Consider the following 19,640-nt stretch of genomic DNA (forward strand, 5'->3'; position numbering starts at 1 on the left):
GGTTCAGGCCGGCTGCCGCCACTCGCGTAGCAGTTCGATGAAGGCGCGCAGCTTGGCCGGTACGTGGCGGCGGTTCAGGTAATACAGCCACATCGGCGGCAGCGGCAGGCAACTGCCAGGCAGCACTTCCACCAGGCGCCCGGCGGCGAGGTCCGCGGCGACCCGCTCGCGGATGAATGCCTGGGCGATCCCGGCGCCGGCGCGGGCCGCCTCGATGATCGCCTCGGTGTCGGTGCTGACGAAGCGTGCCGGCAGGTCCACTTCCAGTTCCCGCCCGTCTTCCCGCAAGCGCCACTTGTGCAGGCGGCCGCTGCGCGGGAAACGGAAGCGCACGGCGGCATGCCCATCGAGGTCGGCGACGCTGGCCGGCGTACCGTACTCGGCGAGGTAGGCCGGAGTGGCCACCAGCAGGCACGCCAGCGGCGCTGTCAGTTGCACTCCGACCATGCCCGGCTGCAGGGCGTCGGCCAGGCGGATGCCGGCATCCAGTCGTTCCCTGACGATATCCACCAACTGGTCCTCGTAGCGAATCTCCAGTTGCACCTTCGGGTAGCGTCGCACGAACTCGTTGAGCATCGGTGCGATCACCAGGTTCTTCGCCAGGTGCAGGGCGCTGATGCGCAGCTGCCCGGAGGGTTCCGCGAGGCTTTCGCCGAGCGCTTCGCGGGCGCGCACCAGGTCGCGGTAGGGCTGTTCGGTCTGTTCGTGGTAGCGCTGCCCGGCCTCGCTCAGGCTGACCCCGCGGGTGGTGCGGTGGAACAGCTTGAGACGCAGCTCGGCTTCCAGTTGGTTGATCGCCTGGCTCACCGCTGCCGGCGTCACCCCGAGCAGGGCGGCGGCGCGGGTGAAGCTGCCGGTGTCGGCGACCTGCCTGAAGACGTGCAGGCCGGCGAGGGGATCGCGTCGATTCATTGTTAGAAAAACTTGAAAGTCTACGTAGGAGAAGGCCGGTTCTGTTAAAGCTTCGACCTTTCTAGACTGGCCCGCAAGCACTCGATGAGGACGCCGGCCATGTCTACCCACCTGTCTCTGCAACATGCCCAACGCTGCATCGCGGCGGCCATTGCCGAAGCGCGGCGGCAGCGCCTGGCGGTCTGCGTCGCGGTGGTCGACGCCCATGCCAACCTGCTGGCGTTCGTACGGATGGACGACAGCGTTCCCGGTGCCATCGACCTGGCCCAGCGCAAGGCGCGCAGCGCCGCGCTGTTCCGCCTGCCCAGCGGCGAGCTGGGCCGACTCGCCGGGCCGGGCCAGCCGTTGTGGAGCATCGAGCAGAGCAACGGCGGGCTGGCCTGCTTCGCCGGCGGCATGCCGCTGGGCGATGCCGGCGGTTCCTGCCTGGGTGGCGTCGGCGTCTCCGGCGCCAGCGCGGCCCAGGACCAATCCATCGCCGAGGCCGCCGTGGCCATGGCAACAATCCAGAGGTAATCGAGATGAAACAGAAGCGAATCCTGGTGACCGGGGCCGGCAGCGGCTTCGGTCGGGAGGTGGCGTTGCGCCTGGCCGCCCGCGGCCATCGGACGATCGCCGGCGTGCGCGGCGCCGGGCAGGCCGCCGACCTGCGCGAAGAGGCCGGGCGGCGTGGCGTCCCGCTGCGGGTGGAAACCCTCGACATCACCGTCGCCGCCGATCGCGAACGCGCCTGGGAATGGGATATCGACGTGCTGCTGAACAACGCCGGCAGCGCCGAGGCCGGGGCCAGCGCGGAGATCCCGCTGGAACTGGTGCGCGCGCTGTTCGAGACCAACGTGTTCGCCAACCTGGAACTGACCCAGGGTTTCGTCCGGCGCATGGTCGAGCAGAAGCGTGGCGGCAAGGTGCTCTTCGTGTCGTCCATCGCCGGCCTGATCACCGGTCCCTATACCGGCCCCTACTGCGCCTCCAAGCATGCCCTGGAGGCCTTCGCCGAGGCCCTGCATGCCGAGCTGAAGCCGTTCGGCATCCAGGTCGGCACCATCAATCCCGGCCCGTACCAGACCGGTTTCAACGATCGCATGATGGAAACCTGGAAACGCTGGTACGACCCGCAGCGTCACTTCACTGACCACAGCGGCGTGCGCTTTCCCTTCGAGCAGTACGATCCGGAGGAAATGATCGCGCGGATGGTCGAGCTGGCCGAGGCCGACGAAGGACCGTTCCGCACCCTGTTGCCGGAAGCTTTCGTCGAGGTGGTGAAGGACGAGCAGGTGCAGGCCTGGCAGCGCCGCCTGTAGCGGTCTGCCGCTGCGCCGGGGAGGGCGGCGGCCGGATCGGCGGCCGCCGCTTCGCTCAGCCCCTGCGCAGCAGGACCCGGGTCACCCGGCGTTCTTCCACTTCCACCACCCGCAGTTCCCAGTCCTGCCACTGCAGGCGGTCGCCGATCACCGGCAGGCGGTCGAGCAGGCTCATCACCAGCCCGGCGAGGGTCTGGTAGTCCTCCGTGGCGCGCGCGTCGAACCCCACGCGTCGACGCACCTGGCTGAGGTTCATGGCACCGCTGACCAGGTAGCCGTCGTTCTCCTCGACCACGTCCGGACCGTCGATCTCGCTGGCGTCGGGTAGCTCGCCGGCGATGGATTCGAGAATGTCGGTCAGGGTCAGCAGGCCGATGAATTCGCCGAACTCGTTGACCACGAAGGCCACGTGGGTCGAGGCCTCGCGCATCTGCTCCAGGGCGTTGAGGATCGAGCAGTCCTGCAACAGGTTGAGCGGCTGGCGGGCCAGGCTTTCCAGGTCCGGCTGGGCGCCGGCGAGCAGCTCCTTGAGCAGTTCCTTCTTGTGCACGTAGCCCAGCGGCTCCTCGACGCGCCCGTCGCGCACCAGCGGCAGGCGCGAGTAGGACGATTCGAGCAGCGCCGCGCGGATCGCCTCGCGGCCGCTGTCGAGGTCGATGCAGTCGACCTCGGCGCGTACCGTCATCAGGCTGCGGATGGGCTTCTCGGCCAATTGCAGCACGCCGCTGATCATCACCCGCTCGCGGCGGTCGAAGACCACCTGGTCGTCGCCTTCCTCGAACAGGTCGGCGACCTCCTCGCCGATCTCGTCGGCCTCCAGGCGCTGGCCGCCGAGCAGGCGCAGCACCGCATGGGCGGTACGCGCGCGCAGCGGGCGGTGGCCCTGCAGGCTCTTCTTGCGGCGCTTGCGGGCGACCTGGTTGAACACCTCGATGAGGATCGAGAAGCCGATGGCCGCGTACAGGTAGCCTTTCGGGATATGGAAGCCCAGGCCCTCGGCAGTCAGGCTGAAGCCGATCATCATCAGGAAGCCCAGGCACAGCATGATCACCGTCGGGTGACGATTGACGAAGCGGGTCAGCGGCTTGCTGGCGACGATCATCAGGCCGATGGAGACGATCACCGCGATCATCATCACTTCCAGGTGCTCGACCATGCCCACCGCGGTGATCACCGCGTCGAGCGAGAACACCGCGTCGAGCACCACGATCTGCGCGACTATCGGCCAGAACAGCGCGTAGGTCTTGTTGCCGGCGTGCTGGGCGACATGGCCTTCGAGGCGTTCGTGCAGCTCCATGGTGGCCTTGAACAGCAGGAACACGCCACCGAACAGCATGATCAGGTCGCGGCCGGAGAAGCTCTTGCCGAATACCTCGAACAGCGGCTCGGTGAGGGTCACCATCCACGAGATGCTCGCCAGCAGGCCCAGGCGCATCAGCAGCGCCAGCGCCAGGCCGAGGACCCGGGCGCGGTCGCGCAGGTGCGGCGGCAGCTTGTCGGCGAGGATCGCGATGAACACCAGGTTGTCGATGCCGAGGACGATCTCCAGCACGATCAGGGTCGCCAGGCCGAGCCAGGCAGTCGGGTCAGCTATCCATTCCATGTGCGCTTACCTCCCGGTCCGGCTGGCCGTCGCGCTGGCGCGACGCTGCACTGCGCGGCTGCGGCAGTTGGCGGTGACGGCGGGGGACGAAGCGAGGGATTCGGCGTCGAGGGGCGGACGCAGGTGGCGAAGGCGAAGCGGGGAGGGTTGTCCGGAAGGACGACTGGGGGGCTCCGAAAGGGTGGTCATGATGGCCATTGAGAGTCAAAGGGAAGTCGATCCTACTGTGTCGCGGGCCCTCGCCACAGCGGGAAACTATTACAAAACCTTAGGCGAAACCCGTGCCGACGCTAGACTGGGCGGAACCCCGCCACTGCGAGCAGACATGAGCACCGAGGATTTCGACGCGATCACCGCCATCACCCTGGCCGACTACCAGCGCAACGCCGAAGGCTTCCGCGAGGGCACCCGCGGCCACGACGTGAGCCAGAACGTCGAGGCGCTGCTGCGCCATATCGATGGGCCGCCGCCGTACCGGATCCTCGATTTCGGCTGCGGTCCCGGGCGCGACCTGGCCACCTTCCGTCGCCTCGGCCACCAGCCGGTCGGGCTCGAAGGCACGCCGCGCTTCGTCGAGATGGCCAGGGCCGACAGCGGTTGCGAGGTGTGGCAACAGAATTTCCTGGCGCTGCGACTGCCGGCTGGGCACTTCGACGGCATCTTCGCCAACGCCAGCCTGTTCCATGTGCCCGGCAGCGCCTTGCCGCGGGTGCTCGGCGAACTCTTCGAAGCGCTGCGGCCGGGCGGCGTGCTGTTCAGCTCTAACCCGCGCGGCGACAACCGCGAGGGCTGGAATGGCCAACGCTACGGCGCCTACCACGATTACCCGGCCTGGAAATGCCTGCTGGAGGAGGCCGGTTTCGTCGAGCTGGAACACTACTACCGGCCGCCGGGCCTGCCGCGCGAGCAGCAGCCCTGGCTGGCGAGCGTCTGGCGGCGCCCCGGCTGAAGGCGCTACAGGGTCTGCCGGTGCGGCGTGCCGAGCACGCTGCGGTACTGGTCGAGGCGTTTCGGCGAGAGGCCGCTGCGTTCCAGGCTGTCGAGGGCGTAGGACTTGATTTCGGCGTCGCTGTAGGGGCGTTCGACGCTGCGCGGCGGGTTGGCGCAACCGGCCAGGACGACCAGGCTGGCGGCCAGGGAGACGATCAGGGACTTGCTCATGGCGGATTCCTCGAAATGTTCCTCGATGCTATCGGTGGTCCCCCCTGTCCAGGAAATCAGGCCTATTAATAATGAATATCTGGCGAATTGAGTCTAGGTCCCGCCAGCCGTGGGTTCTAGTCGACCAAAGGCGAGGTTGTGGCGGCATGTTTCGCCAACCGGCCGCGCGCTCGCGGTCCGGTCGGCTAGGGGGTTCAACCGGCCGCCTGCGGCAGGCTCGGGTAGTCGGTGTAGCCGGCGCCGCCGCCACCGAAGTAGGTCGAGCGGTCGCCGTCGGCCAGCGCCAGGTCGTGCTCCAGGCGGTAGGGCAGGTCGGGGTTGGCGATGAACGGCCGGCCGAAGCCGACCAGGTCGGCCCAGCCCCTGGCCAGGGCTTCCTCGGCGCGCGCCTTGGTGTACATGCCGGAGTAGATCAGGCTGCCACGGTAGACGATGCGCAACGCTTCCTTGAACGCCGCCGGCATGGCCGGGGCGTCTTCCCAGTCGGCCTCGGCGATGTGGATGTAGGCCACGCCGATCTCGTCCAGTAGCCGCGCCGCGGCCAGGTAGGTGGCTTGCGGGGTGTCGTCGACCGCGCCCTGCAGGGTGGTCAGCGGCGCCAGGCGCACGCCGATGCGCTCCCTGCCGACCACCGCGGTGACCGCCTCGGCGACTTCGCGGAGGAAGCGCAGGCGGTTCTCCAGCGAGCCGCCGTATTGGTCGTTGCGCGCATTGGCCTGGGAGTCGATGAACTGGTTGATCAGGTAGCCGTTGGCGCCGTGCAGCTCGACCCCGTCGAAGCCGGCGTCGAGGGCGTTGCGTGCGGCCTGGGCATAGTCGGCGACGATCTCCCGGATTTCCTCCACGGCCAGCGCGCGCGGCGCCGAGTGCTGGACCATCTCGCCGCCGCCGGCCTGCGCTCCGCGGCCTTGGGGATCGACGAAGACCTTCACGCCTTCGGCCACCAGCGCCGAGGAGGACACCGGGGCGGCGTTGCCCGGTTGCAGCGAGGTGTGCGAGACCCTGCCGACGTGCCAGAGCTGGGCGAAGATGCGCCCGCCGGCGGCGTGCACCGCGTCGGTGACCTGGCGCCAGCCGGCGACCTGCTCGGCGCTGTGGATGCCCGGTGTCCAGGCGTAGCCCTGGCCCTGCCGGCTGATCTGGGTGCCTTCGGAAACGATCAGGCCGGCGCCGGCGCGCTGGCTGTAGTACTCGGCCATCAGCGCGGTGGCGACTTCACCACGGGCGGCACGGGAACGGGTCATCGGCGGCATGACGATGCGATTGGGGAGGGTCAGGTGGCCAAGGGCATAGGGGCTGAACAGCATGATGGCGATCTCGCTCGTGAGGCCGGCCGTGGCGCGGCGCGCTGGAAGAAGGTGAGCGCATTATTGGCGGAACGATTCGTGCGAAAAACCGCTGCCGGGGAAAATGACACTTGAGTTCAATTCATGAATGCCCGGATAGCGCATTCCCCACACCGGCGGGTAGGGCGAATAACGCCCCCGGCGTTATCCACCGAGCGGAAACGCAGGCGGGTGAGAAATGCCGGATGAAGCATCGCGTCCTGCGCCCCACGCCAGGCGGGCAGGGCGAAGAGGGCGCTCCGGCCTATTGCAGGCCGTACTTCTTCACCTTGTCGAACAGCGTGGTCTTGGCCATGCCCAGGTCCTGGCTGGCCTGGGTCAGGTTGCCGTGGTGGCGGGCCAGGGCGTCGCCGAGCAGGGCCTTCTCGAATGCCTCCACCGCTTCGGCGAAGCGCGGGCCGCCGGTCTGTACGGCCTGGCCGCCCTTGTTGAACACCGGCAGGCCGAGGGCGAAGCGTTCGGCGACGTTGCGCAGTTCGCGCACGTTGCCCGGCCAGTCGTGGGCCATCAGGCTGGCCACGGTGGCACGGTCGAGTTCCGGCGCGGGGCGGTCGAAGCGCAGCGAGGATTGCTGGAGGAAGTGTTCGAAGAGCAGCAGGATGTCCTCGCGGCGGTCGCGCAGTGCCGGCAGTTCCAGGCTCACCACGTTGAGCCGGTAGTAGAGGTCGCTGCGGAACTGGCCGCTCTTGCCCATGGCGGCGAGGTCCGCCTTGGTCGCCGCGATCACCCGGCAGTCCACCGGGATCGACTGGTTCGAGCCGAGGCGTTCCAGGGTGTGTTCCTGCAACACCCGCAGCAGCTTGATCTGCAGGTTGACCGGCATGCTCTCGATCTCGTCGAGGAACAGCGTGCCGCCGTTGGCATGCTCGATCTTGCCGATCCGCCGCTTGTTGGCACCGGTGAAGGCGTGCGCCTCGTGGCCGAATATCTCGCTGTCGAACAGGTTCTCCGGCAGGCCGCCACAGTTCAGCGCAACGAAGGCATGCTGGTGGCGCCGGCTGTAGTCGTGGAGGCAGCGCGCCACCAGCTCCTTGCCGGTGCCGGTCTCGCCGAGGATCAGCACGTTGGCCGAGGTGTCGCCGACGTTGGCGATCAGCTCGCGCAACGCCTGGATCGCCGGCGAGCGGCCGATGATCCGTTGCGCCAGGTCCTGGCGGCCGGCCAACTGGCGACGCAGCGCGCTGACCTCGCGGGCCAGCCCGCGCTGCTCCAGGGCGCGGCGGGCGACCTCGACCAGGCGTTCCGGAGAGAAGGGCTTCTCCATGAAGTCGTAGGCGCCGGCGTGCATCGCCTGTACCGCCATGGAGATGTCGCCGTGACCGGTGATCAGCACCACCGGCAGGCTCGGGTCGAGGGCCTTGAGACGCTCCAGCAGGGTCAGGCCGTCGATGCCGGGCAGGCGGATGTCGCTGACGACGATGCCGGCGAAGTCGCGGTCGACCCGTTGCAGCGCCTCCTCGGCGCTGCCGACGCCGATGCAGGGGATGTCCTCCAGCTCCAGCGCCTGCTGGCAGCCGAGCAAGACATGCGGATCGTCTTCGACGATCAGGACGGAAAGCGGCTCGTTCATCGGGCGGGACTCGCAGTCGGGGAATCGGGAACCAGGGACAGGCTCAGCTCGAAGGCGGTTCCGCCGCTTTCGGGGTGCTGCACGCTGAGGCTGCCGCCGGCGGCGGTGGCCAGGCTGGCCGAGAGGGTCAGGCCGAGGCCCAGGCCATGTTCGCCGGGCTTGGTGGTGAAGAAGGGTTCGAACAGGTGGACGCGCGCCGCCGGCGGGATACCGGGGCCGTTGTCGCGCACGCGCAGGACGTAGCGCTCCTCCTCGCGCCGGCCTTCCAGCCAGAGCTGGCGGTCGGCCTGCCCGCTCATGGCGTCGAGGGCGTTGGCCAGCAGGTTGACCAGGATCTGCTCCAGGCGGGTCTGGTCGATGCCCAGGCGCACGTCGTCGAAATGCCGGTGCAGGGTCGGCGGGTCCTGCTCCAGGCGCCCGTGCAGGATCAGCAGCGCCGCGTCCACCGCCTTGGCCAGGCTGGCCTGGCCGGCGTCGTCGCTGCGCCGGGCGAAGGCACGCAGGCTGGCGGTGATGCGGCCCATGCGGTCGACCAGTTCGTTGATGGTGGCGAGGTTGGTGCTGGCGGTCTCCAGTTTGCCGCGCTGGAGGAAGCGCACGGTGTTGCCGGACAGCGTACGCAGCGCCGCCAGCGGTTGGTTGAGTTCGTGGGCGATGCTGGTGGACATCTGCCCGATCACCGCCAGCTTGCCGGCCTGGACCAGTTCGTCCTGGGCCTTGCGCAGGGTGTCCTCGGCCTGCTGGCGCTCGTGGATCTCGGCGGTCAGGCGTGCGTTGCTGGCCTGCAGGTCGGCGGTACGTTCGGCGATCTTCACTTCCAGCTCGCCGTTGGCCCGTTGCAGCGCCTCGCGCGCGGCGAGGCGGGTGGCGAGTACCTTGCGCCGCTCGTTCCAGGCGATCAGCAGGAAGGCCAGGAGGGCGAAACCGATGGCGGCCAGCATGCCATTGCGCACCGCGTCGCGGCGCAGGTCTTCCAGCGGGCTGAGCAGGGTCAGGTTCCACGGCGTGTCATTCAGCGCGCGGGTCTGCGCCAGGTAGGTGACCGCTTCGCCGCGCGGGTGCTGCTCATCGGCGGGGAAACTGAGCTTCTCCACTCCGGCGGCCAGCGGCTCGCGCAGCAGCGGCTGCCACTCGTTCAGCGCCCACCAGTAGTACTGCATGCTGCGCGCCAGGCGCTCCTTGTCGTCGGCGCTCAGGGAGCGCACCGCCTTCAGGCGCAGGGCAGGGTTGCTGGAGAGGATGATGATGCCGTTCTCGTCGCTGACGAAGGCTTCCAGGCGCGCCTTCTCCCAGCGCTCCTCGAGGGCGTCCATCTTCACCTTGACCACCGCCACGCCGATGATCCGGCCGCCGTGGACCAGGCCGTGGGCCAGGTAGTAGCCCGGCTCGCCGCGGGTGCTGCCGATGCCGTAGAAGCGGCCCGGCTTGCCCTTCATCGCGTCCTGCCAGTAGGCGCGGAACGACAGGTCCTCGCCGAGGTAGCTGTCCGGGTCGCTCCAGTTGCTGGTGGCCAGGACCCGACCGTTGGTGTCCAGCAGGTACACCGCGCGGCTGCCGGCGCGGCGGTTGAGGCCTTCGAGGTAGGCGTTGACCTGGTTGCGCCGGTATGGCGTCGGGTCGGTGAGCAGGTGGCTGACGCTGCGCTCCAGCTCCAGCAGGCTGGGCAGGTAGGTGTACTTGCTGATCTCGCTCTCGACCGTCCGCGCATGCAGCTCCAGCTGGCGTTCGCCATTCTCGGCGAGGGCACGGATGCCGGCGCTCTCGCTGATCCGGTAGCCGCCGTAGCCGAAGCCGAGCATCAGCAGGAGCAGGGGAATGGGGAGCAGCAACTGGCGGACGAGGCGGGGCTTCACGGTCAGTGACGGAGGTACGCTGCAGGGCGGGTCGGGGGATTCCATCACAGTCGTCGCGGCTAGGCCAGCCCGCCGCCACGATGGGCGGCGGAGCGGGCGGTTTTCCGGCACGGCCGGCAGGCGGCGCCGGAAGGGTTCACTCAGTATTCCCAGAAGATCCGTTGCAGCTCCTTGCTGTCCTGGGTCTTGGTCATCGCGACCGCGGCCAGGATGCGCGCCTTCTGCGGGTTCAGGTCGTGGGCGACGATCCAGTCGTTCTTGTCGTCCGGCTGCTCGGCGTTGCGCAGGACGAAGCCGCCGGCATTGACGTGCGAGGAGCGGATGATCTGCACGCCCTGCTTGCGCAGTTCCTGCAGGGTCGGCACCACGCGCGCGGGCACCGAGCCGTTGCCGGTGCCGGCATGGATGATCGCCTTGGCGCCGGCCTGGGCCAGGGCCTTGTAGGCGGTGTCGCTGACGTTGCCGTAGCTGTAGGCGATTTCCACCGGAGCCAGCGCGGAGATCTGCTTGATGTCGAACTCGGAGTTCACCGTGTGCCGCTTCACCGGTGCGCGGAACCAGTAGCTCTTGCCCTCGACCACCATGCCCAGCGGGCCCCACGGGCTCTTGAACGCTTCGGTCTTGATGTTGACCATCTTGCTCGCGTCGCGGCCGGAGAGGATCTCGTCGTTCATGGTGATCAGCACGCCCTTGCCGCGTGCCGACTTGTCGCCGGCCACCGCCACGGCGTTGTACAGGTTGAGCATGCCGTCGGCGGACATCGCGGTGCCCGGGCGCATCGAGCCGACCACCACGATGGGCTTCTCGGTGTGCTCGACCAGGGTCAGGAAGTAGGCGGTCTCTTCCAGGGTGTCGGTACCGTGGGTGATCACGATGCCGTCGACGTCGTCGCTATCGGCCAGCTTGGCGACGGTCTTGCCCAGTTCCAGCAGGTTCTCGTTGGTGAAGCTTTCCGAGGCGATCTGGAACACCTGTTGGCCGCGGACGTTGGCGATGTCCTTGAGCTGCGGCACGCTGGCCAGCAACTGGTCGACCGGCACCTTGGCGGCGGTGTAGGTGGCGCTGTTGGCGGCGCTGGCGCCGGCGCCGGCGATGGTACCGCCGGTGGCCAGGATGACCACGTTGGACAGTTTCTGTTGCGGTGCGACTTCCTTGGCCTGGGCGGCCTGCGGCAGCAGGAGCATCAGGGCCATAACACCGGGGGCGAACGCGTGGAGCAATGGCTTCATGGCGATATCTCGTGTCGGTAGGTTGGTAGGGTTATCGTCGTTGCACGCAATCAGGCGCGGGCGGCGTCGGCCGCCCGCCGTCCTGTCAGGGTTTCACCACCAGGCCGACGCCGCGGCCACGGGGATCGGAGGCGGTCTCCAGGGCCTTGCCGTCGACGCGGATGGCCTGGATATCGCCCATGTTCCAGCCCTGGTCCTCCAGGGTGTAGCCCATCGCCTTCAGCTCCTCGGCGACCTTGCCGGCGAGCGGCGCGTAGGCGTCGTAGTAGATCGTGTCCTTGGGCAGCAACTGGTGGTGCACGCGCTGCGCGGCCACGGCCTTCTCCAGCGGCAGGTGGAAGTCGTAGATGTTGTTCAGCACCTGGAAGATCGAGGTGAAGATCCGCGAGCCGCCGGGCGTGCCGACCACCAGGCTGACCTTGCCGTCGCGGGTGACGATGCTCGGGCTCATCGAGGAGAGCATGCGCTTGCCCGGCTCGATGGCGTTGGCGTCGCTGCCGACCACGCCGAAGGCGTTGGCCACGCCCGGTTTGGCGCTGAAGTCGTCCATCTCGTCGTTGAGCAGGAAGCCGGCGCCCTTGACCACCACGCCGCTGCCGAAGTCCCAGTTGAGGGTGTAGGTGTTGCTCACCGCGTTGCCGTCGGCGTCGACGATGGAGAAGTGCGTGGTCTGGTGCGGTTCCAGGCCGGGACGGACCTTCTCGGTCGGCGAGATCGCCGTCGGGTTGACCTCGGCGGCACGCTGCTTCAGGTATGCCGGATCGGTCAGGCGCGCCACCGGGACCTTGGAGAAGTCCGGATCGCCGAGGTAGTCGGCGCGGTCGGCGAACACGCGTTTCTCGATCTCCGCCAGCAGGTGGATGTAGCGCGCGGAATTCAGCTCGACGCCCTTGAAGTCGGCGGCACGGTTTTCCTTGATGCCCAGCAACTGGGCCAGGGCGATCCCGCCGGAGCTTGGCAGCGGCGCGGTATAGAGCGTGTTGCCCTGCCAGTCGACGCGCATCGGTTCGCGCCACCTGACCTTGTAGTCGGCGAGGTCCTGGTGGGTGATCAGTCCCTTGTCCTGCTGCATCTGTGCCACCAGCAGGTCGGCGGTATGGCCTTTGTAGAACTCGTCCGGGCCCTTGTCGGCGATACGCTCCAGGGTCTTCGCCAGGTCCGGCTGGAGGAACGCCTCGCCGGCCTTCATGTGGCCGAAGTAGTCGCCGAAGTTGGTCTTGCCGTTGAACAGCGCGACGGCGTCCTGGCGGTACTGGAACTGCTTGTCGGCGACCTTGAAGCCCTTTTGCGCGTAGCCGATGGCCGGGGTCAGCAGCTCGCTCCAGGGCAGCTTGCCGAAACGCTTGTGGGCTTCCCAGAGGCCCATCACGGTGCCCGGCACGCCGGCGGCCTTGGCGCCGACCAGGCTGAGGTTCTCGATCACCTCGCCCTTGTCGTCCAGGTACATGGTCTTGCTCGCGGCCTTCGGCGCCACCTCGCGGTAGTCGAGGAAGTACGGCTTGCCGTCCATGTACAGGGTCATGAAGCCGCCGCCGCCGATGTTGCCGGCCTCGGGGTAGGTGACCGCCAGGGTGAAGGCGGTGGCCACCGCGGCGTCCACCGCGTTGCCGCCGGCTTTGAGGATCTGCGCGGCGACCTTGGCGCCGTACTCGTCGGGCGCGGCGACGGCGCCGCCGTCGAGCGTGGCGGCGAAGGCCGAGGAGGATGCGGCGGCAATGGCGACGCCGAGGGACAGGGTTCTGAAGAGCACAGGTTGCATGGGCTTTCCCTATTTATTGTTATCGCAGGCGAGGGTAGAGCAGGCCCCCGCCGGGCGGGCCGGCGAGGGCGGGTACATCAGTGCGGGAGGATCTTGGCGAGGAACTGCTGGGCGCGTTCGGAGCGGGCGCTGACGTCGCCGAAGAACTCCTCCTTCTCGCAGTCTTCCACGATCTGCCCGCGGTCCATGAAGATCACCCGGTTGGCGACCTTGCGCGCGAAGCCCATCTCGTGGGTCACGCACATCATGGTCATGCCTTCGTGGGCCAGCTGGACCATCACGTCGAGCACTTCGTTGACCATTTCCGGGTCGAGCGCCGAGGTCGGCTCGTCGAACAGCATCACCACCGGGTCCATCGCCAGCGCGCGGGCGATCGCCACGCGCTGCTGCTGGCCGCCGGAGAGCTGGCCGGGGTGCTTGTGCGCGTGCTCCTTGAGACCGACGCGCTCGAGCAGGGCCAGGCCCTTCTTGGTGGCTTCTTCCTTGCTGCGGCCGAGCACCTTGATCTGCGCGATGGTCAGGTTCTCGGTGATGCTCAGGTGGGGGAACAGCTCGAAATGCTGGAACACCATGCCGACCCGCGAGCGCAGCTTGGGCAGGTTGGTCTTCGGATCGGCGATGGAGGTGCCGTCGACGACGATGTCGCCCTTCTGGAAGGGTTCCAGTGCGTTGACGCACTTGATCAGGGTCGACTTGCCCGAGCCGGACGGCCCGCAGACCACCACCACTTCGCCTTTCGCAACCTCGGTGGAGCAGTCGGTCAGGACCTGGAAGTCGCCATACCACTTGCTGACATTCTTGATGGAAATCATACGGTTAACCTTTTCTGCAGACGTTTGACGGCGAACGAGGCGGTGAAGCTTACGACGAAGTAGACCAGGCCGGCGAAAATCAGGAACTCGTTGGCCTGGCCGATGATGTCGCCGCGCGAACGGGCCGAATTGAGGAAGTCCATCAGGCCGACGGTATAGACCAGCGAGGTGTCCTGGAACAGGATGATGCTCTGTTGCAGCAGCAGCGGGGTCATCTTGCGGAACGCCTGCGGCAGGATCACCAGGCGCATGGTCTGCCCGTAGGTCATGCCCAGTGCCTGGGCGGCGCCCATCTGGCCTTTCGGGATGGCCTGGATGCCGGCGCGGACGATCTCGCAGTAGTAGGCCGCCTCGAACATCATGAAGGCCACCAGGCAGGAGGTGAACGCCCCCACCGGGGTGTCCTCGCCAGTGATCCAGCGCAGGATGAAGGGCACCGCGAAGTAGAACCAGGTGATCACCAGCAGCAGCGGGATCGAGCGGAAGTAGTTGACGTAGAAGCCGGCGATGTTCGACAGCAACTTGCTGTGCGACAGCCGCATCAGCGCCAGCACGGTACCCAGCGCGACGCCGCCGAGGACGCCGAGGACCATCAGCTTGAGGGTCATCAGCATGCCTTCCCAGAGGCTCGGCAGGGCGGGAACGATTCCACTGAAGTCCATCATTTACCTCCTACGGAGATCAGGCCCGGTACGGCGACCTTTCTCTCCACCAGGCGCATGATCAGCATCAGGCTCATGTTCAGCGTGAAGTAGATCAGCGTGGCCAGGGTGAAGGCCTCGAACAGGTTGGCGGAGAACTCGGCGGTCTGCTTGGTCTGCGCCAGCAGCTCCATCAGGCCGATCAGCGACGCCACCGAGGAGTTCTTGAAGATGTTGAGGAACTCCGAGGTCAGCGGCGGGATGATGATCCGGAAGGCCTGCGGCAGCAGCACGTGGCGGTAGATCTGCGGCAGGCGGAAGCCCATCGCGCGGGCCGCCGAGGTCTGCCCGTAGGGCAGCGCCTGGATGCCGGTGCGCACCTGCTCGCAGACCCGCGCGGCGGTGAACAGGCCGAGGCAGACGACCACGCTGAGGTAGGCCGAGGTAGTCGGGTTGAGGTCCTGCTTGAACCAGGTCTGCAGGCCCTCGGGCAGCAGGTCGGGTACCAGGAAGTACCAGATGAACAGCTGCACCAGCAGCGGCACGTTGCGGAAGATTTCCACGTAGGCGGTGGCGATCCCCGATACCAGGCGGTTCGGCACGGTGCGCATGACGCCGAGCAGCGAGCCCAGCGCCAGGGCGATGATCCAGCCGACCAGGGCGATGGCGATGGTCCAGCCCAGACCGGCGATGTACCAGTCGAGGTAGGTTTCGCTGCCGATCCCGGTGGACTTGAAGAACACGCCCCAGTCCCAGTTGTAATTCATGTTGGGGTTTCCCCTCGGTTCAATCGGTTGCAGACACTGGCGGGGAAGGCAGGCGCCGGCGCGGCCGTGCGGGCCGGCGGCGCTGCTCTTCCGGGGGAGACGGCTGGGGAGGGGCAGGCCCCTCCCGCGTCCCCGAGGCCCCGCCGCGAGGCGGGGGCGACGCGCGAAGCGCTGGCGCTCCGGGAGGAACGCCTGGCGCTCGTTACATCTGCTCGGCGGCCTTGTCGGTCGGGCTGGCGATCAGCTTCTTCAGCTCTTCGCTCATGGGGAAGTTGAGGTTCAGGCCCTTCGGCGGGATCGGCTGGGTGAACCACTTGTCGTAGATCTTGTTGACCTCGCCGGAGGCGTAGGTATCGGTGATGGCCTTGTCGACCACTTTCTTGAACGCCGCGTCGCCCTTGCGCACCATGCAGCCGTAGATCTCGAAGGACTGCGGGGTGCCACCGACGACCCAGTCGTCCGGCTTCTTGGCCTTGGCCATTTCGCCGTAGAGCAGCGCGTCGTCCATCATGAAGGCCACCGCGCGGCCGGATTCGAGCATCATGAAGGACTCGCCGTGGTCCTTGGCGGAGATGATGTTCATGCCCATCTTCTTGTCCGCGTTCATGGCCTTGAGCAGGCGCTCGGAGGTGGTGCCGGCGGTGGTCACCACGTTCTTGCCCTTGAGGTCGTCGAAGTCCTTGATGTTGGCGGTCTTCTTCGACAGCAGGCGGGTGCCGACCTCGAAGATGCCGACGGAGAAGTCGACCTGCTTCTGGCGCTCTTCGTTGTTGGTGGTAGAGCCGCACTCGATGTCCACGGTGCCGTTCTGCACCAGCGGGATGCGGGTCTGCGAGGTGACCAGGTTATAGCGGACCTTCAGGTCGGGGAGGTTGAGTTCCTTCTTCACCGCCTCGACCACTTTCAGTTGCAGGTCGTGGGAGTAGCCGATCGGCTTGCCCGGCTCGGTGCCGAGGTAGGAGAAGGGAATCGAAGCGTCACGGTGACCGAGGGTGATGGTGCCGGTGTCCTTGATCTTCTTCAGCGTGCCGGTGAGCTCGTCAGCGACGACCGGAGCGGACAACAGAGCGGCCACGATGGCGGTGCTCAGCAGACTGGGAGCGATACGCATGAATTTCTTCCTCGACTTGTTTTGATTTTTATTGAGCCGCGAGCGCCTGGCCTCTCCGGGACAGGGTGTTTCGCGGTTTTCCCCGGCGGGGGAAGCCACGAGAGTATCGTGCTTGCCGAACAGTGTAGTGGCAGGATGCATGCCAGCTTATGAAATCCGGCTTTTTTTAGTCTAACTATTTGAAAGTAAAAGAAATTAAATTTGGATGAAAATGCCCCGAAATGGCCTTTCGTCCGCTCTTCCGAATATTTTCGGGGCATGGCGTTCGGTTTTCCGAACGTTTCGCCGAGGTCCGTTCTTGAGCCATTCCGGGTTTTTCTGACGGTTCGTTCAGAAATTGTTCAGGCTTCGTTCAGGCCCGATTCAGGCCGGGTTCAGCAGAATTCACGCTGCGAGGCGCAAGCCGTCACGTCTTGCCTTCCTTACCTGGCGACGGCCGCCTGGAGTCCCCATGCGCTATCTCATCCTGAGCCTGCTGGCCGTGCTCGCCGCACCTGCCTGGGCTGCCGACGACGGCGACTTCTGGTACCTGCAGACCAGCGTCTACACCCGGCATTTCAACCCGGACCCGGAACACAACAACCACCAGGACCTGCTCGGCCTCGAATACAACCGCGCCGATGGTGTGCTGGCCGGCGGCGCGACCTTCCGCAACTCGTTCAGCCAGCGCTCCAACTACGCCTACCTGGGCAAGCGCTTCGACAGTGACAGCTACCCGGTCTACCTGAAGCTCACCGGCGGCCTGTTGCAGGGCTATCGCGGCGAATACCGCGACAAGATCCCGCTGAACCGCTTCGGCGTCGCGCCGGCGATCATCCCCTCGGTGGGCGTACGCTTAGGCCCGCTGGGCAGCGAGCTGGTGCTGCTCGGCAATTCGGCGGCGATGATCAACCTCGGCCTGCGTCTCTGAGGCACAGAGCGGGCACGGAACGCTGGCTGGTCTAGGCTGTCGTCTGTTCCCCGAGCCGCGTTCCTGAGCGGTTCGTCACTCGACAGGAGACTCCCATGCAGATCGATCTGAGCGACAAACTGGCAATCGTCAGCGGTTCCACCGCCGGCATCGGCTTCGCCATCGCCAGCGGCCTCGCCGCCGCCGGCGCCACCGTGGTGGTCAACGGACGCAGCCAGGCGGCGGTGGACCGTGCGATCGCGGCGATCCGGAACGGCCAGCCGGATGCCAGGGTACGCGGCGTCGCCGGCGACCTGGGCACGGCGGAAGGCTGCGCGGCTTTCGTTGCGGCCGAGCCGAAGGCGGACATCCTGGTCAACAACCTGGGCATCTTCGAGCTGAAGGACTTCTTCGACATCGAGGACGCCGAGTGGAGCCGCTTCTTCGAGGTCAACGTGATGTCCGGGGTGCGCCTGGCCCGCGCCTACGTCCCGGGAATGGTCGAGCGCGGTTGGGGGCGAGTGGTGTTCCTGTCTTCGGAATCGGCGTTGAACATCCCGGCGGACATGATCCACTACGGCTTCAGCAAGACCGCCAACCTCTCGGTGTCGCGCGGCCTGGCCAAGCGCCTGGCCGGCACCGGGGTGACGGTGAATGCGGTGCTGCCCGGACCGACCCTCACCGAAGGCGTCGCCGAGATGCTCCGCGAGGATGCGCAGAAGGCCGGGCAGAGCATAGAAGAGGCCGGCACCGCCTTTGTCCGGCAGCACCGTTCCAGTTCGATCATCCAGCGCCTGGCGACGCCCGAGGAAGTCGCCAACCTGGTGGTCTACACCTGCTCGACCCAGGCCTCGGCGACCACCGGCGCGGCCCTGCGGGTCGACGGCGGGGTGCTCGACAGCCTGGCCTGACGAGCGCGCAACGCCAGCGTAAAAATGCTCCTCGGCACTCGCGGCGCGGTACCCGGCGGCCCTGGCCGGTTGCCGCGCCGGCGCCTGGCGGCGGCGCTCGTAAAGCTTGCGTAACGAGGCGCGACAGGAGGCGCCGGCAGGTCTAGAACGGCAGGTACCGTCATTCAGAGGATACCGCCACTCATGTCAGCAGCCTCGTTAGCCACCCTCGACGGGTCGCTCCGCATGACCCCCGTCGAGCAACCCCGACCGCCGGCTCTCGCCGACCTCGGCAGCCGCCTGATGATCGTCGTCGAGCGACGCGAGGACTGGGCCTCCTACCTGCCCAGCGAGGAAGTCCTCACCGCCCAGGAATACCTCGAGCAATCGGCGCGCGACCACGGCGGCCGCCGCGTGCAGGTGATCAACCTGTGCCGCGGCTACAAGTACCTCGGCCTCGGCTACTACTGTTCGCTGCTGGCCGAGGCCCGTGGCCACCGGGTGATCCCGTCGCTGCGCTGCATCAGCGAACTGGCTCGCAAGTCGGTGTACGGGCTGGCCCTGGGTGGCCTCGACAAGGCCCTGGACAAGGCGCTGTGCCGTACGCCCTATGGCGCCACCGACGGCTTCACCCTGACCCTGTATTTCGGCCATACCGAGTTCGAGCCGCTGGCCGACCTCGCGCGCCAGTTGTTCGAAGCCTTTCCCTGCCCGATCCTGTTGGTGGAGTTCCGTCGCCAGCAGGGCTGGCATATCGAGGGCGTGCGCCCTGGCGTGCTGAACCGCCTGCGCAGCGACCAGGAGGATGTCTTCGCCGACGCCCTCGACGGTTTCAGCCGGCGCGCCTGGCGCATGCCGCGTTCGCGGCGGGTGGCGCGCTACGACATGGCGATCCTGCACGATCCCGACGAAGCGCTGCCGCCGTCCAACCCGCAGGCGCTGGCCAACTTCGTGCGGGTCGGCGCCAGCCTCGGCATCGACGTCGAACTGATCGGACGCAAGGACTACGCGCGCCTGGCCGAGTTCGACGCCCTGCTGATCCGCGAGACCACCCGGGTCGACCACCATACCTATCGCTTCGCCGAGAAGGCCGAGCGCGAAGGCCTGGTGGTGATGGACGACCCGGCATCGATCCTGCGCTGCACCAACAAGGTCTACCTGGCCGACCTGCTTGGTTGCCGGCAACTGGGCATGCCGCTCACCGAGATCCTCTACAAGGAACGCCCGCAGGACTGGCAGCGGGTGGCCCGGCGCCTGGGCTTCCCGCTGGTGCTGAAGATTCCCGATGGCTGCTTCTCCCGTGGCGTGGTCAAGGTCAACGACGACAGCGAACTGCTGGCGGCGGCGAGCGAGCTGTTCGAGCGCTCGGTCCTGTTGCTGGCCCAGGAGTTCTTCTACACCGAGTACGACTGGCGCATCGGCGTGCTCGACCGCCAACCGCTGTACGCCTGCCAGTACTTCATGTCGCGCGGCCACTGGCAGATCTACAACCACAAGGCCGACGGCCAGGACGTCAACGGCGAGTGCCGCGCCGTGCCGCTGGAGCAGGTGCCGCCGGCGGTGCTGGAGCTGGCCCTGGAGGCCGCCGGGCGGATCGGCGACGGCCTCTACGGGGTGGACCTGAAGCAGGCCGGCGACAAGGTGCTGGTCATCGAGGTCAACGACAACCCGAATATCGATGCCGGCATCGAGGACGGCCAGCTCGGCGACGAACTCTACCGGCGCATCCTCCAGGCCTTCGTCCAGCGCCTGGAACTCAAGCACCGTGGCCAGTTGAGCAAGGCGCTGCGCTGAAC

The 19,640-nt window shown here is 67.1% G+C and carries 18 protein-coding genes; 6 read left to right on the forward strand and 12 right to left on the reverse strand.

What is annotated here, in order from left to right; genetic code table 11:
* Positions 1-3 precede the first annotated feature (3 nt).
* On the reverse strand, positions 4-912 hold the full coding sequence (locus AC4OR5_RS16870; protein WP_003112374.1) for a LysR family transcriptional regulator: 909 nt from the start codon (positions 910-912) through the stop codon (positions 4-6).
* A gap of 84 nt (positions 913-996) precedes the next feature.
* On the opposite strand from AC4OR5_RS16870, the gene AC4OR5_RS16875 reads away from it, so the two are divergent.
* Together AC4OR5_RS16875 and AC4OR5_RS16880 are read left to right on the forward strand one after the other, a co-directional pair.
* Positions 997-1,428, forward strand: a complete 432-nt coding sequence (locus AC4OR5_RS16875; protein WP_003133416.1) for a GlcG/HbpS family heme-binding protein — start codon at positions 997-999, stop codon at positions 1,426-1,428.
* Positions 1,429-1,433: 5 nt separating this feature from the next.
* Positions 1,434-2,213 (forward strand): SDR family oxidoreductase, encoded by a 780-nt coding sequence (locus tag AC4OR5_RS16880; RefSeq protein WP_003145264.1) that lies wholly within the window; start codon positions 1,434-1,436, stop codon positions 2,211-2,213.
* 55 nt (positions 2,214-2,268) lie between these two features.
* On the opposite strand, the gene AC4OR5_RS16885 is transcribed toward AC4OR5_RS16880, so the two are convergent.
* Positions 2,269-3,816 (reverse strand): TerC family protein, encoded by a 1,548-nt coding sequence (locus tag AC4OR5_RS16885; RefSeq protein WP_058161165.1) that lies wholly within the window; start codon positions 3,814-3,816, stop codon positions 2,269-2,271.
* 325 nt (positions 3,817-4,141) lie between these two features.
* Between AC4OR5_RS16885 and AC4OR5_RS16890 the strand changes: the two genes are divergently transcribed.
* Positions 4,142-4,765 (forward strand): class I SAM-dependent methyltransferase, encoded by a 624-nt coding sequence (locus AC4OR5_RS16890; RefSeq protein WP_058161167.1) that lies wholly within the window; start codon positions 4,142-4,144, stop codon positions 4,763-4,765.
* 5 nt (positions 4,766-4,770) lie between these two features.
* Here the strand turns inward: AC4OR5_RS16890 and AC4OR5_RS16895 are convergent, their stop codons facing one another.
* The 10 genes from AC4OR5_RS16895 to AC4OR5_RS16940 form a co-directional block, all read right to left on the reverse strand.
* Positions 4,771-4,977, reverse strand: coding sequence for a hypothetical protein (locus AC4OR5_RS16895; RefSeq protein ID WP_031693347.1), 207 nt, complete (start codon positions 4,975-4,977; stop codon positions 4,771-4,773).
* 194 nt (positions 4,978-5,171) lie between these two features.
* Complete coding sequence (locus tag AC4OR5_RS16900) at positions 5,172-6,284, reverse strand: alkene reductase (protein WP_058161169.1); 1,113 nt, start codon at positions 6,282-6,284, stop codon at positions 5,172-5,174.
* 283 nt (positions 6,285-6,567) lie between these two features.
* Positions 6,568-7,893 carry a two-component response regulator AauR gene (gene aauR, locus AC4OR5_RS16905; protein WP_003086877.1) on the reverse strand — a complete coding sequence of 442 codons (1,326 nt, stop codon included), beginning with the start codon at positions 7,891-7,893 and terminating at the stop codon, positions 6,568-6,570.
* A complete protein-coding gene (locus tag AC4OR5_RS16910; protein WP_003140368.1) occupies positions 7,890-9,791 on the reverse strand; it encodes a sensor histidine kinase in 1,902 nt (633 codons plus the stop codon). The genes aauR and AC4OR5_RS16910 overlap by 4 nt, the downstream gene beginning before the upstream one ends.
* Positions 9,792-9,886: 95 nt before the next feature.
* The gene (locus tag AC4OR5_RS16915; protein WP_003109247.1) at positions 9,887-10,975 is read right to left on the reverse strand and encodes an asparaginase; all 1,089 of its coding nucleotides are present in this window, start codon (positions 10,973-10,975) and stop codon (positions 9,887-9,889) included.
* Between the two features lie 85 nt (positions 10,976-11,060).
* Positions 11,061-12,734, reverse strand: coding sequence for a gamma-glutamyltransferase (gene ggt, locus AC4OR5_RS16920; protein ID WP_003086881.1), 1,674 nt, complete (start codon positions 12,732-12,734; stop codon positions 11,061-11,063).
* Between the two features lie 77 nt (positions 12,735-12,811).
* Positions 12,812-13,546, reverse strand: coding sequence for an amino acid ABC transporter ATP-binding protein (locus AC4OR5_RS16925; RefSeq protein WP_003082761.1), 735 nt, complete (start codon positions 13,544-13,546; stop codon positions 12,812-12,814).
* Complete coding sequence (locus AC4OR5_RS16930; RefSeq protein ID WP_003082765.1) at positions 13,543-14,211, reverse strand: amino acid ABC transporter permease; 669 nt, start codon at positions 14,209-14,211, stop codon at positions 13,543-13,545. Before AC4OR5_RS16930 ends, AC4OR5_RS16925 begins: the two co-directional genes overlap by 4 nt.
* Positions 14,208-14,954 (reverse strand): amino acid ABC transporter permease, encoded by a 747-nt coding sequence (locus AC4OR5_RS16935; protein WP_003082767.1) that lies wholly within the window; start codon positions 14,952-14,954, stop codon positions 14,208-14,210. Before AC4OR5_RS16935 ends, AC4OR5_RS16930 begins: the two co-directional genes overlap by 4 nt.
* Positions 14,955-15,156: 202 nt before the next feature.
* The gene (locus AC4OR5_RS16940) at positions 15,157-16,065 is read right to left on the reverse strand and encodes a glutamate/aspartate ABC transporter substrate-binding protein (RefSeq protein ID WP_003140367.1); all 909 of its coding nucleotides are present in this window, start codon (positions 16,063-16,065) and stop codon (positions 15,157-15,159) included.
* Positions 16,066-16,516: 451 nt separating this feature from the next.
* Between AC4OR5_RS16940 and pagP the strand changes: the two genes are divergently transcribed.
* From pagP to AC4OR5_RS16955, 3 genes are all read left to right on the forward strand, one after another.
* Entirely contained in the window at positions 16,517-16,975 is a 459-nt protein-coding gene (gene pagP, locus AC4OR5_RS16945) for a palmitoyltransferase PagP (RefSeq protein ID WP_009876132.1), read from the forward strand.
* Positions 16,976-17,070: 95 nt separating this feature from the next.
* Positions 17,071-17,865 (forward strand): SDR family NAD(P)-dependent oxidoreductase, encoded by a 795-nt coding sequence (locus AC4OR5_RS16950; RefSeq protein ID WP_003082773.1) that lies wholly within the window; start codon positions 17,071-17,073, stop codon positions 17,863-17,865.
* A 183-nt stretch (positions 17,866-18,048) separates the two neighbouring features.
* On the forward strand, positions 18,049-19,638 hold the full coding sequence (locus AC4OR5_RS16955; RefSeq protein ID WP_003133393.1) for a RimK family alpha-L-glutamate ligase: 1,590 nt from the start codon (positions 18,049-18,051) through the stop codon (positions 19,636-19,638).
* Positions 19,639-19,640: the final 2 nt, after the last annotated feature.

The organism is Pseudomonas sp. YA1 (genome assembly GCF_058680555.1).

Bases quoted from the DNA above. Each gene is read 5' to 3' on its own strand.
- AC4OR5_RS16870 (WP_003112374.1), bottom strand. From the start codon at position 912: ATGAATCGACGCGATCCCCTCGCCGGCCTGCACGTCTTCAGGCAGGTC.
- AC4OR5_RS16875 (WP_003133416.1), top strand. From the start codon at position 997: ATGAGGACGCCGGCCATGTCTACCCACCTGTCTCTGCAACATGCCCAA.
- AC4OR5_RS16880 (WP_003145264.1), top strand. From the start codon at position 1,434: ATGAAACAGAAGCGAATCCTGGTGACCGGGGCCGGCAGCGGCTTCGGT.
- AC4OR5_RS16885 (WP_058161165.1), bottom strand. From the start codon at position 3,816: ATGGAATGGATAGCTGACCCGACTGCCTGGCTCGGCCTGGCGACCCTG.
- AC4OR5_RS16890 (WP_058161167.1), top strand. From the start codon at position 4,142: ATGAGCACCGAGGATTTCGACGCGATCACCGCCATCACCCTGGCCGAC.
- AC4OR5_RS16895 (WP_031693347.1), bottom strand. From the start codon at position 4,977: ATGAGCAAGTCCCTGATCGTCTCCCTGGCCGCCAGCCTGGTCGTCCTG.
- AC4OR5_RS16900 (WP_058161169.1), bottom strand. From the start codon at position 6,284: ATGCTGTTCAGCCCCTATGCCCTTGGCCACCTGACCCTCCCCAATCGC.
- aauR (WP_003086877.1), bottom strand. From the start codon at position 7,893: ATGAACGAGCCGCTTTCCGTCCTGATCGTCGAAGACGATCCGCATGTC.
- AC4OR5_RS16910 (WP_003140368.1), bottom strand. From the start codon at position 9,791: ATGGAATCCCCCGACCCGCCCTGCAGCGTACCTCCGTCACTGACCGTG.
- AC4OR5_RS16915 (WP_003109247.1), bottom strand. From the start codon at position 10,975: ATGAAGCCATTGCTCCACGCGTTCGCCCCCGGTGTTATGGCCCTGATG.
- ggt (WP_003086881.1), bottom strand. From the start codon at position 12,734: ATGCAACCTGTGCTCTTCAGAACCCTGTCCCTCGGCGTCGCCATTGCC.
- AC4OR5_RS16925 (WP_003082761.1), bottom strand. From the start codon at position 13,546: ATGATTTCCATCAAGAATGTCAGCAAGTGGTATGGCGACTTCCAGGTC.
- AC4OR5_RS16930 (WP_003082765.1), bottom strand. From the start codon at position 14,211: ATGATGGACTTCAGTGGAATCGTTCCCGCCCTGCCGAGCCTCTGGGAA.
- AC4OR5_RS16935 (WP_003082767.1), bottom strand. From the start codon at position 14,954: ATGAATTACAACTGGGACTGGGGCGTGTTCTTCAAGTCCACCGGGATC.
- AC4OR5_RS16940 (WP_003140367.1), bottom strand. From the start codon at position 16,065: ATGCGTATCGCTCCCAGTCTGCTGAGCACCGCCATCGTGGCCGCTCTG.
- pagP (WP_009876132.1), top strand. From the start codon at position 16,517: ATGCGCTATCTCATCCTGAGCCTGCTGGCCGTGCTCGCCGCACCTGCC.
- AC4OR5_RS16950 (WP_003082773.1), top strand. From the start codon at position 17,071: ATGCAGATCGATCTGAGCGACAAACTGGCAATCGTCAGCGGTTCCACC.
- AC4OR5_RS16955 (WP_003133393.1), top strand. From the start codon at position 18,049: ATGTCAGCAGCCTCGTTAGCCACCCTCGACGGGTCGCTCCGCATGACC.